Annotated in this window: 13 protein-coding genes; 7 read left to right on the forward strand and 6 right to left on the reverse strand. The window is 68.3% G+C overall.

All coding sequences use genetic code 11. The annotated features are described in order from the left end of the window. Positions 1-21: 21 nt before the first annotated feature. From FVP33_RS06010 to FVP33_RS06025, 4 genes are all read right to left on the reverse strand, one after another. A complete protein-coding gene (locus FVP33_RS06010; protein WP_147782726.1) occupies positions 22-1953 on the reverse strand; it encodes an APC family permease in 1932 nt (643 codons plus the stop codon). A gap of 43 nt (positions 1954-1996) precedes the next feature. Then, positions 1997-2527 (reverse strand): adenine phosphoribosyltransferase, encoded by a 531-nt coding sequence (locus FVP33_RS06015; protein WP_147782727.1) that lies wholly within the window; start codon positions 2525-2527, stop codon positions 1997-1999. A gap of 89 nt (positions 2528-2616) precedes the next feature. Further along, positions 2617-3351: an ABC transporter permease gene (locus FVP33_RS06020; RefSeq protein ID WP_147782728.1), complete on the reverse strand. Its 735-nt coding sequence runs from the start codon at positions 3349-3351 to the stop codon at positions 2617-2619. Then, positions 3348-4094 carry an ABC transporter ATP-binding protein gene (locus FVP33_RS06025; protein WP_147782729.1) on the reverse strand — a complete coding sequence of 249 codons (747 nt, stop codon included), beginning with the start codon at positions 4092-4094 and terminating at the stop codon, positions 3348-3350. Before FVP33_RS06025 ends, FVP33_RS06020 begins: the two co-directional genes overlap by 4 nt. A 203-nt stretch (positions 4095-4297) precedes the next feature. On the opposite strand from FVP33_RS06025, the gene FVP33_RS06030 reads away from it, so the two are divergent. Continuing rightward, a complete protein-coding gene (locus FVP33_RS06030; RefSeq protein ID WP_147782730.1) occupies positions 4298-4864 on the forward strand; it encodes a LemA family protein in 567 nt (188 codons plus the stop codon). Positions 4865-4940: 76 nt separating this feature from the next. Further along, the gene (locus FVP33_RS06035) at positions 4941-5828 is read left to right on the forward strand and encodes a M48 family metalloprotease (protein ID WP_147782731.1); all 888 of its coding nucleotides are present in this window, start codon (positions 4941-4943) and stop codon (positions 5826-5828) included. A 13-nt stretch (positions 5829-5841) separates the two neighbouring features. Here the strand turns inward: FVP33_RS06035 and FVP33_RS06040 are convergent, their stop codons facing one another. Then, positions 5842-7056 carry a winged helix-turn-helix domain-containing protein gene (locus FVP33_RS06040; RefSeq protein ID WP_147782732.1) on the reverse strand — a complete coding sequence of 405 codons (1215 nt, stop codon included), beginning with the start codon at positions 7054-7056 and terminating at the stop codon, positions 5842-5844. Between the two features lie 38 nt (positions 7057-7094). Continuing rightward, complete coding sequence (locus FVP33_RS06045) at positions 7095-7796, reverse strand: phosphonatase-like hydrolase (RefSeq protein WP_147782733.1); 702 nt, start codon at positions 7794-7796, stop codon at positions 7095-7097. A gap of 137 nt (positions 7797-7933) precedes the next feature. Between FVP33_RS06045 and FVP33_RS06050 the strand changes: the two genes are divergently transcribed. The 5 genes from FVP33_RS06050 to FVP33_RS06070 all read left to right on the forward strand — a co-directional run bounded on the left by FVP33_RS06050 (position 7934) and on the right by FVP33_RS06070 (position 13357). Next, on the forward strand, positions 7934-9082 hold the full coding sequence (locus tag FVP33_RS06050; protein WP_147782734.1) for a TIGR03364 family FAD-dependent oxidoreductase: 1149 nt from the start codon (positions 7934-7936) through the stop codon (positions 9080-9082). A 156-nt stretch (positions 9083-9238) separates the two neighbouring features. After that, positions 9239-10390: an ABC transporter substrate-binding protein gene (locus FVP33_RS06055; protein WP_147782735.1), complete on the forward strand. Its 1152-nt coding sequence runs from the start codon at positions 9239-9241 to the stop codon at positions 10388-10390. A 14-nt stretch (positions 10391-10404) separates the two neighbouring features. Further along, the gene (locus tag FVP33_RS06060) at positions 10405-11325 is read left to right on the forward strand and encodes an ABC transporter permease (RefSeq protein WP_187270627.1); all 921 of its coding nucleotides are present in this window, start codon (positions 10405-10407) and stop codon (positions 11323-11325) included. Then, the gene (locus FVP33_RS06065; RefSeq protein ID WP_147782737.1) at positions 11322-12245 is read left to right on the forward strand and encodes an ABC transporter permease; all 924 of its coding nucleotides are present in this window, start codon (positions 11322-11324) and stop codon (positions 12243-12245) included. Before FVP33_RS06060 ends, FVP33_RS06065 begins: the two co-directional genes overlap by 4 nt. Beyond that, positions 12242-13357, forward strand: a complete 1116-nt coding sequence (locus FVP33_RS06070; RefSeq protein ID WP_147782738.1) for an ABC transporter ATP-binding protein — start codon at positions 12242-12244, stop codon at positions 13355-13357. The genes FVP33_RS06065 and FVP33_RS06070 overlap by 4 nt, the downstream gene beginning before the upstream one ends. The last annotated feature ends 22 nt before the right edge of the window (positions 13358-13379 follow it).

The following is a 13379-nucleotide window of genomic DNA, read 5'->3' on the forward strand; positions in this document are numbered from 1 at the left end:
GCTGCCGCCCGACCGCGGGTTCTAGCTGACGTGCACCGACGGACGGCGCTTGGCATCCTTCTCGCACTCGCGCAGCACCTCGCGGGTGACCGGAGCGACCTCTCCCGTGCCGGTCACCAGGAACTTGAACATGTTCGAGATCGGGTTGCCCTCCGTCCACTCGAAGTAGATGTCCGGGACGACGCCGGTGAGGTCGCGGATCTCGAGCAGCACGGCGGCGAGGGTGTTCGGCACGTTGCCGCTCTCCACCTTGAGCACCCGGTAGCCGTGCATCTCCACCCCGCGCACCACGAGGTCCTCCTCGAAGTCGGAGGAGTCAGAGGGGTGCACCTCGAGGAAGATCGTGCGGGCACGCTGCGGGATGTGGCTGAACCGGCGCTCGTCCGTGTTCTTCTCGCGGTATTCCTTGGCCGTGCCGTCGTCGGGCTCGTTGGCGATGATACGGATCTTGCCGTTCTCGGCGTCGGCCATCACGAAGGAGCGGGCCGTCTCGTCGAGCTCGACCGAGGTGGCTCTCAGCTGAAGCGACCGCTGCACGCGGGACACGATCGAGATCACGAGGATGCCGACGATGAACAGCGTCGCGATGCGCAGTCCATCGGGCCGTTCGATGATGTTCGCGACCGACGTGTAGAGGAAGACGACGGAGACGACCGCGAATCCCACGGTGCGCTTGCGCTGCTTCTTGTGGAACGCCGAGAGCGTGACGGCCACGGATGCCGAGGTGATGAGGACGAGCACGCCCGTCGCGTACGCGCCACCCTGGGCATCCACGTTTGCGCGGAACACGATGGTGATCAGGAAGGCGATCGCGGTGAAGACGAGCACCAGCGGGCGCACCGCCCGCGCCCAGTTGGGCGCCATCCCGTAGCGGGGAAGGTAGCGCGGCACGAGGTTGAGCAGGCCGGCCATGGCCGAGGCCCCCGCGAACCAGAGGATGCAGATGGTGCTGATGTCGTAGACCGTGCCGAACACCGGGCCGAGGTATTCGTGCGCGAGGTAGGCCAGGGCGCGACCGTTCGCCGATCCGCCCGGCTGGAACTGTTTCTGCGGGATGAGGAAGGTCGTCACGAGGCTCGAGGTGATGAGGAACGCGCTCATGATGAGCGCGGCAGTGGTGAGCAGCCGGTTGGCCCCGCGGATGCGCCCGGTCGGCTTCTGGGGAGTGTCCGTCGCGTCGCCGCTGATCTGCGGCATGACGGCGACCCCGGTCTCGAATCCGGAGAGGCCGAGGGCGAGCTTCGGGAAGACGATGAGGGCGATGCCCACCACGACGAGGGGGTTCCCGTGCTGCGTATTGAGCGCCGTCCACCAGTCGGAGACGACCACGGGGTGAGTGAACACCTGGCCGATCGACACGAGGATCACCACGACGTTGAGGGCGAGGTACACGGCGACGAGGGCCACCGCGATGCCGATCGCCTCTCGGAATCCGCGCAGGAAGACGGCACCGAGCAGGGCCACCAGCACGAGGGTCAGGCCGATCTCGTTGCCGTGGAACCAGGCCGGGGCGAACGGGTTCTCGATCGCGTGGGCGGAGGCGTCGGCGGCGGAGAGGGTGATGGTGATCATGAAGTCGGTGGCGGCGAAGCCGAGCAGCACCAGCACGAAGAGCTTGCCGGCCCACCAGGGGAGCAGCTTTTCGAGCATCTGGATGGAGCCGGAGCCCTTGAAGCTCTCGCGGGCGACCCGGCGGTACACCGGCAGGGCGCCGAGCAGGGTCAGCGCCACCAGCACGATTGTGGCGAAGGGGGAGACGAGCCCGGCGGCGAGGGCGGCGATGGCCGGCTGGTAGCCGAGGGTGGAGAAGTAGTCGACGCCAGTAAGGCACATGACCCGCCACCACGAGTGGGTCTTCTCGGGGGTCTCGGCGTGCGGCCCCTGGTGCGTGCCGCGCGGATCGACGAGGCCCTTGAGCATCCAGGTGCGAAAACCGGCGGTGGTGACGGCCATCAGGACTTTCCTCCAGCAACAGGGTAGCTCGGCTGCGGGGCGTTCACAGCGTCACAAGCGAGTGCACGCGGCGACCCGGCAGCCTGGTCGTTCCCGCGAGTTCGGAGAGCTCGAGCACCACGCTGATTCCGGCGACGACCCAGCCGGATCTCTCGATGAGCGAGCAACTCGCGGCGAGGGTGCCGCCGGTCGCGAGCACGTCATCGATGAGCAGCACCCTGGCGCCTCTTTCGAGTTCGTCGGGGTGCACCTCGAGGGTGGTGCTGCCGTATTCGAGGTCGTAGTCCTCGGTGAGCACCGCGCGGGGGAGTTTGCCCGGTTTGCGGATCATGACCACGCCGTGCCCGGTCGCGTATGCGGCACTCGCCGCGAGCACGAATCCCCGTGCCTCGACTCCGGCGATCACGTCGAACCCGCCCGCGAACGGCGCCACGAGGGCATCGGTGACGGCGTGCAGGGCCGCACCGTCCGCGAACACCGGGGTGAGGTCCCGGAAGGTGATCCCGGGGGTCGGGAAGTCGGGCACGACCCGGCTGAGTCGCTCGATCGCCTCCCGTGCTGTCGCCGTCGGCATCCGAAGTCCTTCCTGAGCACTGCAGTATGCGGCGCGACGATAATTGTCGCACTGACGCCACCCCTGCAGGCGACGTGCGGTCGGCGCTCTCACGGGGTCCGGCGGCGAAGGGTGACCGAGCCGAGAACGATCGCCCCGACCGCGAAGGCGCCGATGATGAGCAGCCGTCCGCCGATCCACTCCGCCGACTCCGAGTCGGCGGCCACGGCGTTGAGGGCGTCGATGGCGTGCGAGAGGGGCAGCCAGTCCGAGATCGCGTGCAGCACGTCGGGGAGCTGGTCTCGGGGGATGAAGATCCCGCCGAGCAGGATCTGCGGGAAGACGATCGCCGGCATGAACTGCACAACCTGGAACTCGGTGCGGGCGAAGGCGCTCGCGAGCAGACCGAGCGTCGTGCCGAGGATCGCGTCGGCGAGGGCGACGGCCAGCAGCAGCCAGATCGAGCCCGAGATGGTGAGTCCGCACAGCCACACCGCGAACCCCACCGCCACGAGGGCCTGCAGAATGGCGAGGAGCCCGAACGCGAGCGTGTAGCCGAGGATGAACTCCAGCTTGCCAAGCGGCATCGTGAGCAGCCGTTCGAGAGTGCCGGTGCGGCGTTCGCGAAGCGTGGTGATGCTCGTCACGAGGAACATCACGATGAACGGGAACAGCGCGATCATCGCCGGGCCGACCCGCTCGAACACCGCCGTGTCCGAAAAGAGCCAGGAGACCAGTCCGATCAGGAGGCTCGGCACCAGCAGGAGAAGCGCGATGGTCCGCGGATCGTGGCGGATCTGCTGGAGCACGCGCCGCGCGGTCGCCAGGGTGCGGGACGCGTTCATGAGTCGTCCTCCGCCCGTTTGCGCGGAGTTCGGGCGATGAGGGTGAGGAAGGCGTCCTCGGTGTCGGCCGCCCCGGTCGACTCGAGCAGTCCGGTCGGGGTCTCGTCCGCGAGCAGCACCCCGCCCCGCATCAGCAGCAGCCGGTCGCAGCGCGTCGCCTCGTCCATCACGTGACTCGAGACGAGAAGGCTCGTCCCCTCGTCCGCGAGCGCATGGAAGAGCCGCCAGAGCTCCACCCGCAGCACAGGGTCGAGGCCGACCGTCGGTTCGTCGAGCACCAGGAGTTCCGGCGATCCGATGAGGGCGGCCGCGAGCGAGACCCGCGCTCGCTGGCCGCCGGAGAGAGTGTCGACGAGCTGGGACGCGTGGGCGCCGAGATCCGTCGCCTCGATCACCCGGTCCACCTCGCCGCGCTCGGCGCCGAGCACCCGCCGAAAGTAGGAGAGGTTCTGGGTCACCGTGAGGTCGTCGTAGACGCTCGCGGACTGCGTGACGTAGCCGACCCGGCGACGCAGGTTCGGCGTGCCTGCCGGGCTCCCGAGCACTGTCACCGTGCCGGAGTCGATTCTCTGCACCCCCACGATGGACCGCATGAGGGTGGTCTTGCCGCATCCGCTCGGCCCCAGGAGACCCACCACCTGGCCGGGCTCCACCGAGACCGTGACCCCGTGGAGCACCTTGCGCCGTCCGCGCGAGACGTGCAGCCTGTCGATGATGATGGCCGGTCCGTGGTAGTTGGTCACAGCTCGAACTCTCCGCGTGCGGGGGAGGCGCTGTCAAGGGCCGTCGGACCCGAGAGATCGGCGGGGGCTACGAGTTGTCTCGGAGCTTGCCGCGAACGAGGTGAGAGCGCAGATGACCTTGGCTATAGTTGTCTCGAATGTGCGCCGCCCGCCCTGCCATTCCTGTCCTGGGGCGAGAATCGCACTTCCCCGAGGGAGTAGCAATGGAAACTCTGATCGTCGTCGGCATCATCGTCCTGCTGGTCGTCATCATCGGCGTCTACCTGTGGTCGACCTACAACGGGCTCGTGCGCCTGAACGTGCGTGTCGACGAGGCGTGGAGCGACATCACGGTGCAGCTCAAGCGTCGCGCCGACCTCATCCCGAACCTGATCGAGACGGTGAAGGGCTACGCGGCCCACGAGAAGGGTGTCTTCGAGGCCGTGGCGCAGGCCAGGGCCGAGTCGATCAGCGCGAGCACCCCGGCCGACGCGGCCGTCGCCGAGAACCACATGCAGGCGGCGCTGAAGAGCATCTTCGCGGTCGCCGAGGCCTACCCGCAGCTGCAGGCCAGCCAGAACTTCCTGCAGCTCCAGGGCGAGCTCGTCGACACCGAAGACAAGATCCAGGCCTCGCGTCGCTTCTACAACGGCGGCGTGCGCGAACTGAACACCAAGATCAAGACCTTCCCGAACACCCTGTACGTGCGCAGCCTCGGCTTCCACGAGCGCGAGTTCTTCGAGGTGGCGGATGCGGCGGCCATCGCCGAACCGCCCCGCGTGCAGTTCTAGGCCCGGTCGGTGGAATTCCCTCGAGCGCACTCGCGCCTCGATTTCGTTGTGCTGATCACCCCAGGCTGAGACCACCATGTATCGCGCGATAGCGAAAAACAAACGCAACACCGTCTTCATCATCCTGCTGTTCATCGTGATCATCGGCGGACTCGGCTGGTTGGCCGGGGCCATCTACGGCAGCCCGGCGATCACGATCTGGACGCTGGTGATCGCCACGGTGTACGCGGTGATCCAGTACTTCGCCGCGTCCCGGCTCGCGATCTCGATCTCGGGCGGCCAGGAGATCCAGAAGGCGGACAACCCCCGCCTGTATCGCATCGTGGAGAACATCGCCATCACCGACGGCCTGCCGATGCCCAGGGTCTACATCGTCAACGACCCGGCCCCGAACGCCTTCGCCACCGGCCGCGACCCGGCGCACGCCTACGTCGCGGCCACCACCGGTCTGCTCGACATCATGGACGACTCCGAGCTCGAGGGCGTGATGGCCCACGAGATGGGCCACGTGCAGAACTACGACATCCGGGTCTCGATGATCGTCTTCGGCCTCGTGGTGGCGATCGGCTTCATCGCCGACATCTTCCTGCGCCTCTCGTTCTTCGGCGGCCGGAGCAACGACCGCAACAACGGCGGCGGCAACCCCGTCGTGCTCATCTTCGGCATCGCGGCGATGATCGTCGCCCCGCTCGTCGCCGCCGGCGTGCAGGCCGCCATCTCCCGCCAGCGCGAGTACCTCGCCGACGCGACGAGCGCCATGACGACGAGAAACCCGGATGCTCTCGCGAGCGCGCTGCAGAAGCTCGGTGAGTTCGGCCGACCGATGCGGCGGCAGAACTCGAGCACCTCGCACCTGTGGATCTCCGACCCCTCGAGGCCCGGGTTCATGAGCCGCCTGTTCAGCACCCACCCGCCGCTGCCGGACCGCATCGCGCGGCTGCACAAGATCGGCGGCGAGTTCTAGGCGCTGCCCGGTTCTAGGCGCCCGGCTCGGCCACCGGCACGCCGAGCTCGGCGGCGATCGCGCCGGCGAGATCGCCCCGGCCCATCACCTCGATGCCGTCGAGTCCCTGCCAGGCTGCGGTCTCGCGCAGCACGGGGGCGAGGCGAGCTGCGGTCTCCGGCGGTGCTCCCGCCTCGGTCCACGCGGCCTGCACCCGCAGCACCCGGTTCTGCCGGTCGCTCTTGAGGTCCACCCGGCCGACCAGCCGATCGTCGACGAGCAGCGGCAGCGTGTAGTAGCCGAACACGCGCTTGGCGGGCGGGGTGTAGATCTCGATGCGGTAGTGGAACCCGAACATGCGCTCGGCCCTGCCCCGCTGCCAGACGACCGGGTCGAACGGGGAGAGCAGCGCCGTCGTCTCGATTCGCCGGGGCATCCGCGCGTCCCGGTGCAGCCAGGCTGGCCGGTTCCAGCCGGCGACGGTCACCGGGATGAGCTCACCGGAGTCGACGAGGTCCCGAACGGCGGCCTTCGCCGGCTCCTGCTTGAGCCGGAAGTAATCGGCGAGGTCGCTCAGGGTTCCGATTCCATGGGCCGCGGCGGAGACGCTCATCAGCCGCCGGATCGCCTCGTCCTTCGGCACCTCGGCGTCGAGGATGTGGCTCGGCAGCACCGCGTCGGCGAGGGCATAGGTGCGTTCGAAGCGGGTGCGCCCGGCCGTCACCACCTCGCCGAACATGAACAGGTACTCAAGGCCGGTCTTCACCTCCGACCAGCCCCACCACGGTCCCTTGCGCGCCCCGGCGTCGTGCTCGATCTGGCTCGCCGCGAGCGGCCCCTTCTCGGCGAGTTCGGCGCGCAGCCAGTCGAGCATCGTCGGGTTGGATTCCACCCAGCCGCCGGCGATCGACGAATACCGTGCCCGCAGGGCGGCCATCTTCCACCGGAACAGGGGCCAGCTCTCCACGGGGATGATCGCCGCCTCGTGGGCCCAGTACTCGATGTAGCGACCCTTGCGGGCGAAGGTCAGCGCGTCGAGCTGCCCCCTGTCGTAGGCCCCGAGGCGGGCGAACAGCGGCAGGTAGTGGCTTCGCTCGAAGACGTTCACCGAGTCGAGCTGCAGGAGCCCCAGCCGGTCGATCGCCGAATTCAACTGCCGGGTGCCGACGCTCGCCGGGCGGGGGCGCCCGAAGCCCTGCGCGGCGAGGGCGATGCGCCGGGCCTGCGCTGCGGTGAGTGTCGTGATCATCGCCCCCGACACTAGCGCGAGCCACCGACGGCGGAGCCTCAGGCCGTTGCCTCCGCGAGGCCGGGCACATCGGCAACGGAGGCGAGAATGTAGTCGTGCGGCTGCGCTTCGAGCTCGGCCCTGCCGAGACTGCCGGTGAGGACGCCGACCCCGATCACACCCGCGTTGCGTGCCGCGAGAAGGTCGACGATGGTGTCGCCGGCCGCCAGCACCCTGCGCACATCGACGATTCCCGTGCGCTCCATCGCCCGGTGGATCAGATAGGGCGCCGGGCGTCCGGATGGCACATCCGAGGTCGTCACGACGGCATCGAGCACATCGGTCGGCGCCGCGCCGTCGATGGCCGGCCCGATGGTCCAGCCGATGGAGTGCAGGATGGCCTCCGCGACCTCGCTCGTGAAACCGGTGGTCAGCGCGACGCGAATACCGCGTGACCGCAGTTCGCGCAACGCCGCTTCGACGCCGGGGAGGGCGACGGGCGGCAGATCCCGGTAGGACTGGGAGAGGATCCGGCGAAAGCCGTCGAATGCCGAGGCGACAGTCGACTCCGTCGGTTCCACCCCGCCAAGGCCCAGCAGGGCGCCGATCGCGGTGACCTTGTCGGTCCCCATCCAGAGTTGCAGGTCTCGTGGCTGGACCGTGGCGCCGGCATCGGTGACGCAGCGCTCGAGGGCCACGTAGACGAGGCCGTGGTCGTCGACCGTGGTGCCGGCCATGTCGAAGGCGACGAGTTCGATCATCCGGGGCTCCCCTGGTTCGCGGCCGAGCGACCGATACCGACCAACCAACCAGTGCCAGATGAACGGTGGGAAAACTCGGGCGGAACACGCGCGGCACCCCTTGACTCGGAACGCAACGTCGCGCACAGTCGACAACCATGGCGACCACGACCCCCATTGCCGAGTGCGACGTTCTCGTGGTGGGTGCGGGAATCGTCGGGCTCGCCCACGCAGCGGAAGCCGCGTCCCGAGGGCTCTCGGTGGTCGTGATCGACCGGGACGCCTGGGCCGTCGGCGCCTCGGTACGCAACTTCGGCCACTGCTGCATCACGGCACAGTCGGGGGAGCTGCTCGAGCTCGCTCAGGTTTCCCGCGAACGCTGGCTCCACTACAGCGGCCTTGCCGGATTCTTCTCGATCGAGTCGGGGGCCATCGCCGTGGCGGCCAACGATCGTGAGCTCGATGTACTCACCGAGCTGGCGGAGTCCCGCGAACCGGGCCAGGTTCGCCTGCTCGACGCACAGGGGACCCGCGACCGGCTCTCCGTCGGCGCGGCGACCGCCGGCGACGGGTCGGCCATCGTGGGCGGTGCCGTCTTGCGCGACGACGTGCGCGTGGATCCGCGCGAGGCCGTGTCGAGCCTGGCGGCCTGGCTGGCTGACCAGCCAGGAGTCACCTTTCTCTGGCAGACCTCGTTCTTCGGCGCGACGGATGGCGTCGCCGACACGTCCCGCGGCGCGATCCGGGCAGAGCAGACGATCGTCTGCGTCGGCCACGACCTCGACTACCTCTACCCGGATTTGGCGCTGCGGCACGAGATCCGGCGCTGCGGGCTGCAGATGGCGCGGGTCGAGGCGCCGCCCGGCCTCCTCATCGGCGAGGCCGTGTTGACCGGCACCTCGATGCTGCGCTACCCGGCGTTCACCGAAACCGCCGCGGCCGGCGCCCTTCGCACCCACCTCGAGTCGGCGGAACCTGCCCTGCTCGAGATCGACGCGAACCTCATGTTCGTCCAGCGACCGGACGGCACTCTCATCGTCGGGGACAGCCACCGCTACGACATCTCGATGCCGCCGTTCCTCGCCGAGCAGACCGGCGCCCTCCTTCTCGATCGAGTCGCGGCGGTGCTCGGTGTCGGATCCCTCAGGGTGCTGGAGAGGTGGCAGGGGGTCTACGCGTCGAGTCCGCTGCATCCCTACCTCGTGCACGAGCTCCGACCCGGAGTCACGGTGGTGACGGTCACCTCGGGGGTCGGCATGACGATTTCACTCGGACTCGCGCGCAAGGTCATCGGCGCTCTGTACTGATCGCCACTGATCGTCGCCAGTCGTTGGTTCGACGTTAACCCTCGTGCCTCATTCCGGTCACGATCGGTGGTGAGCATCATCAGAGGTCCTCCCTGGTATCCGAAATGTTCGCCCCACAGCGCGAGCGCCCAGGGGAGATCGCCTGGAGGAAGAATCGTGATCAGCAAGCGTTATGTCGCCGGCGCCGCCATCCTGGTGGCCGCCGCCGTCTCGCTCACCGCGTGCGCGGGAACCGCCGCACCGTCGAGCTCCACCTCGAGCGGCGCAACGGTGGATGCCAAGACCGCGACGAGCGCGGCCGCGCTCGGCGGTCTGCCTGCCCTCGTGAAGGCCGCCAACGCGGAGGGCCAGCTCAACGTCATCACCCTCCCGCCGTCGTGGGCCAACTACGGCAAGATCATCGCCGGTTTCGAGAAGAAGTACCCGAAGATCACGATCAACTCGGCGAACCCCGACGGGTCGAGCGCGGACGAGATCTCCGCGGCGAAGGCGCAGAAGGGCCAGTCGACCGCTCCGGACGTCTTCGACCTCGGCACGGCAGTCCTGCAGCAGAACCTCGACATGGTCGCCCCGTACAAGGTGGCCAACTGGGCGGATATCCCCGCGGACTTCAAGGCCACCGACGGAAAGTGGTTCTACGACTACACCGGCCTGATGTCGGTCGGCTACGACTCGAAGGTCATCAAGACGGCGCCGAAGTCCATCTCCGATCTTCTCGGCTCCGACTTCAAGGGCAAGGTGGCCATCAAGGGCGACCCGACCCAGGCGAACGAGGCGGCGAGCGCGGTGTACCTTGCCGCCCTGCAGAACAAGGGGGGCGCGAGCAACATCCAGCCGGGCGTCGACTTCTTCGCCAAGCTCAAGAAGGCGGGCAATTTCCTGGCCGTGACCCCCACCCAGGCCACCGTGGTCTCGGGCGAGACCCCGGTCGTCATCCAGTGGAGCTTCAACAACCTCGCGTGGGGCGCGGCGGGCGGCGCGGCCGGAAACCCGAACTTCAAGACCGTCGTGCTGCCAGGCACTGCGCTCGGCAGCTACTACAACCAGGCCATCAGCATCGACGCACCGCACCCCGCGGCCGCGCGCCTCTGGGAGGAGTACCTCTACACGCCCGCCGTGCAGAACCTCTTCCTCGCCTCGGGTTCGTACCCGGCGACGCTGGCAGCAATGGAGTCCGCGAAGACCGTGGACGCGAAGGTGCTCGAGACCGTCGGGGCGGCTCCGAAGGACTTCGTGCAGCTCACCGCCGACCAGGCCACGACGGCGGGCACCCTGCTCGCCGCCAAGTGGGCCGCCGCCATCGGCTGACAACCACCTCGATGATGTCTGCCGCCGCCATCGCGCCAGCCACCACGACGAGCGGCGCCGGGGTCTCGACTCCCCGGCGCCGCAGCGTGGCCTGGCTCGGACTCCTGCCGTTCGCGGGCTACGTGCTGCTTTTCCTTGCAGTGCCCGCGGTGCTGGCGGTGGGCAGCGGGTTCTTCACCCGCGCCGGGGCTTTCACCCTGGCGAACCTCGCGGCATTCGCCGACCCGAACATCCAGAAGGCCTTCCTCGCGTCGATCGGCATCTCGGCGCTCACGGCGGTGGCAGGCGCGGTGATCGGTGCCGTCGTGTGTTTCGCGCTTCTCGGAACCCGTTCGGACGGCTTCCTGCGCACTGCTGTCGACTCGGCTTCGAGCGTGCTCGCCCAATTTGGCGGCGTCATGCTCGCGTTCGCCTTCATCGCGACGATCGGCCAGCAGGGACTCATCACGAAGTGGCTGATCTCGTCCGGTCTGGCCGACAACGTGTTCCTTAACTTCAACAACCAGGGTCCACTGCTCTATCAGATCTCGGGCCTGAACATCGTCTACCTGTACTTCCAAGTTCCGCTCATGGTGCTCACCTTCATGCCGGCGATGGAGGGTCTGAAGAGCACGTGGGCCGAGGCGAGCGCGACGCTCGGCGGAACGCGGCTCACCTACTGGACACGAATCGGGATGCCGATCCTCGCTCCGGCGTTCTTCGGCAGCCTGATCCTGCTCTTCGCCAACTCGTTCTCGTCCTATGCCACGGCGGCCGCGCTGCTGTCCCAGGGCGGGATCATCCCGCTCGCCATCAAACAACAGTCATCGAGCGAGACGGTGGTCGGCGTTGCGAACGTCTCCGGTGTGCTCGCCCTCGGAATGGTGGTCGTCATGATCGTGCTCATGACCGCGTATGCGGCGCTCCAGCGTCGGGCATCGAGGTGGCAGCGATGACGGTCTCCACGGCCACGGCCACGACCAGCGACCCGATTGCACCGAAGGCGGTGAGGGGCAGCCCCGTTGGGCCTCGCAGCTTCGCGGCGGAACCCGGCCGGGTCGTCCGCGGCATCATCCTCGGAATTGTGGGAGTGGTCTTCCTCGTGCCGATCGTGGCGATGATCGAGTTCTCGCTGAGGGTCGGCCAGCCGGTGGACGGGCGGCAGGCCTACGGCTTCCAGCACTTCGTCGCTGTCTTCGATCCGGTGAATTCACGGGCATACGGTGTGCTGTTCCAGGGCATCGTCAACTCCATCGGAATCTGCGCGATCACGGTGCTCATCGTGCTCGTACTGCTGCTGCCGACCATGATCTTCGTCGAACTCAAGTTCCCCGGCCTCCGCCGGGCGCTCGAGTTCGTCTGCATCATCCCGATCACCATTCCGTCCATCGTGCTCGTCGTCGGCTTCGTGCCGGTCTACTCCGTCGTGGCGGGCATCTTCGGCAGCCACCCCTGGACGCTCTCGTTCGCTGTGGGAATCATCGTGCTCCCGTACGCCTACCGTCCCATCGCGGCGAACCTCAGGGCGATCGAGGTCGTGGTGCTCAGCGAGGCGAGCCGCTCGCTCGGAGCGGGCTGGACGAGCGTGCTCACGCGCGTGATCCTGCCGAACCTGCGGCGGGGCATCCTCTCCTCGGTGTTCATCACGATCGCCGTGGTACTCGGGGAGTACACGATTGCGTCGTTCCTCAGTCAAAACACCTTTCAGACGGCGCTCATCCTCGTGCAGCACACCGACCCATACGTCGCCGTGATCTTCGCGCTCTTCGCGCTGATCTTCGCCTTCGTCCTTCTCGTATTCATCGGACGCCTCGGGTCGGGTTCACCGCGACCGCGCCGCGGCGGCCCTCGACGGCTCACCCGGAGGCCAGAATGACAAACACCCGCAGCTCGGCACGCAACGCCGCTCGCGCGACGCCCGCGGTTACGGCGAGCCAGGCCATCCCGCTCGCCCGGGAGGGCGCTGCCGTCGAACTGCGCAACGTCGTCAAGGACTACGCGGGGCACCGGGCACTGACGGGCGTCAATCTGTCCATCGCTCCCGGCGAGCTCGTGGCGCTGCTCGGTCCGTCCGGGTGCGGAAAGACGACGGTGCTACGCGCACTGTCGGGCCTCGAGGCGATCTCCGACGGCCAGATCAGGATCGACGGCGCGGATGTCGCCGGGCTGCCGGTGAACAGGCGCGACATCGGAATGGTCTTCCAGTCGTATTCGCTCTTCCCGCACATGACGGTGACGCAAAACGTCGAGTTCGGCCTGCAGATGCGCCGAGTGGATGCCGCGAGCCGTCGCGCCCGGGCCGTCGACGCCATCGAGATGGTGGGCCTTGGCCACCTCGGCGGCCGCTACGCGCACCAGCTCTCCGGCGGTCAGCAGCAGCGCGTTGCCCTGGCGCGGGCCCTGGTCACCCGCCCGCGGGTGCTCCTGCTCGACGAGCCGCTCTCCGCCCTCGACGCGAAGGTGCGCGTGCAGTTGCGCGACGAGATCCGGCGCATCCAGACCGAGCTCGGCATCACGACGGTGTTCGTGACGCACGACCAGGAGGAGGCCCTCGCCGTGGCCGACCGGGTCGCGGTGATGCGGGACGGCAACATCGAGCAGATCGGCTCCCCGGAGCAGCTCTACACCCAGCCCGCGACCTCCTTCGTCGCGACCTTCGTGGGGCTCAGCAATCCGGTGGCGGCCATTCTCGCCGGCGCAACAGTCACCGCCTACGGCGCGACGCTCCCGGTGCTCGGCACGGCGCCGGCCGACGGCCCGGTGACCGCCTACATCCGGCCGGAGGACATCGCGCTCGGGTCGCGCGGCATCCCGGCCACCGTGGTCGCGTCGAGCTTCCTCGGTTCGCTCCGTCGCACCCAGGTGCGCCTGGCCGACGACTCGCTGCTGTTCGTGCAGCACGACGTGCGCGAACGGCCGGTGTCGGGGGAGCCCGTCTTCATCGAGTTCGCCGGCCACCCGGTCGCGGTGAGCGAACGTGAGGAATGACACGGGGCGCCGTCGCATACCG

The organism is Lacisediminihabitans profunda, assembly GCF_008040105.1.
GTDB lineage: Bacteria > Actinomycetota > Actinomycetes > Actinomycetales > Microbacteriaceae > Lacisediminihabitans > Lacisediminihabitans profunda.

What these genes read in the sequence shown, in the direction of transcription:
- FVP33_RS06010 (WP_147782726.1), bottom strand. Translation starts at nt 1,953, where the DNA reads ATGGCCGTCACCACCGCCGGTTTTCGCACCTGGATGCTCAAGGGCCTC.
- FVP33_RS06015 (WP_147782727.1), bottom strand. Translation starts at nt 2,527, where the DNA reads ATGCCGACGGCGACAGCACGGGAGGCGATCGAGCGACTCAGCCGGGTC.
- FVP33_RS06020 (WP_147782728.1), bottom strand. Translation starts at nt 3,351, where the DNA reads ATGAACGCGTCCCGCACCCTGGCGACCGCGCGGCGCGTGCTCCAGCAG.
- FVP33_RS06030 (WP_147782730.1), top strand. Translation starts at nt 4,298, where the DNA reads ATGGAAACTCTGATCGTCGTCGGCATCATCGTCCTGCTGGTCGTCATC.
- FVP33_RS06035 (WP_147782731.1), top strand. Translation starts at nt 4,941, where the DNA reads ATGTATCGCGCGATAGCGAAAAACAAACGCAACACCGTCTTCATCATC.
- FVP33_RS06040 (WP_147782732.1), bottom strand. Translation starts at nt 7,056, where the DNA reads ATGATCACGACACTCACCGCAGCGCAGGCCCGGCGCATCGCCCTCGCC.
- FVP33_RS06045 (WP_147782733.1), bottom strand. Translation starts at nt 7,796, where the DNA reads ATGATCGAACTCGTCGCCTTCGACATGGCCGGCACCACGGTCGACGAC.
- FVP33_RS06050 (WP_147782734.1), top strand. Translation starts at nt 7,934, where the DNA reads ATGGCGACCACGACCCCCATTGCCGAGTGCGACGTTCTCGTGGTGGGT.
- FVP33_RS06060 (WP_187270627.1), top strand. Translation starts at nt 10,405, where the DNA reads ATGTCTGCCGCCGCCATCGCGCCAGCCACCACGACGAGCGGCGCCGGG.
- FVP33_RS06065 (WP_147782737.1), top strand. Translation starts at nt 11,322, where the DNA reads ATGACGGTCTCCACGGCCACGGCCACGACCAGCGACCCGATTGCACCG.
- FVP33_RS06070 (WP_147782738.1), top strand. Translation starts at nt 12,242, where the DNA reads ATGACAAACACCCGCAGCTCGGCACGCAACGCCGCTCGCGCGACGCCC.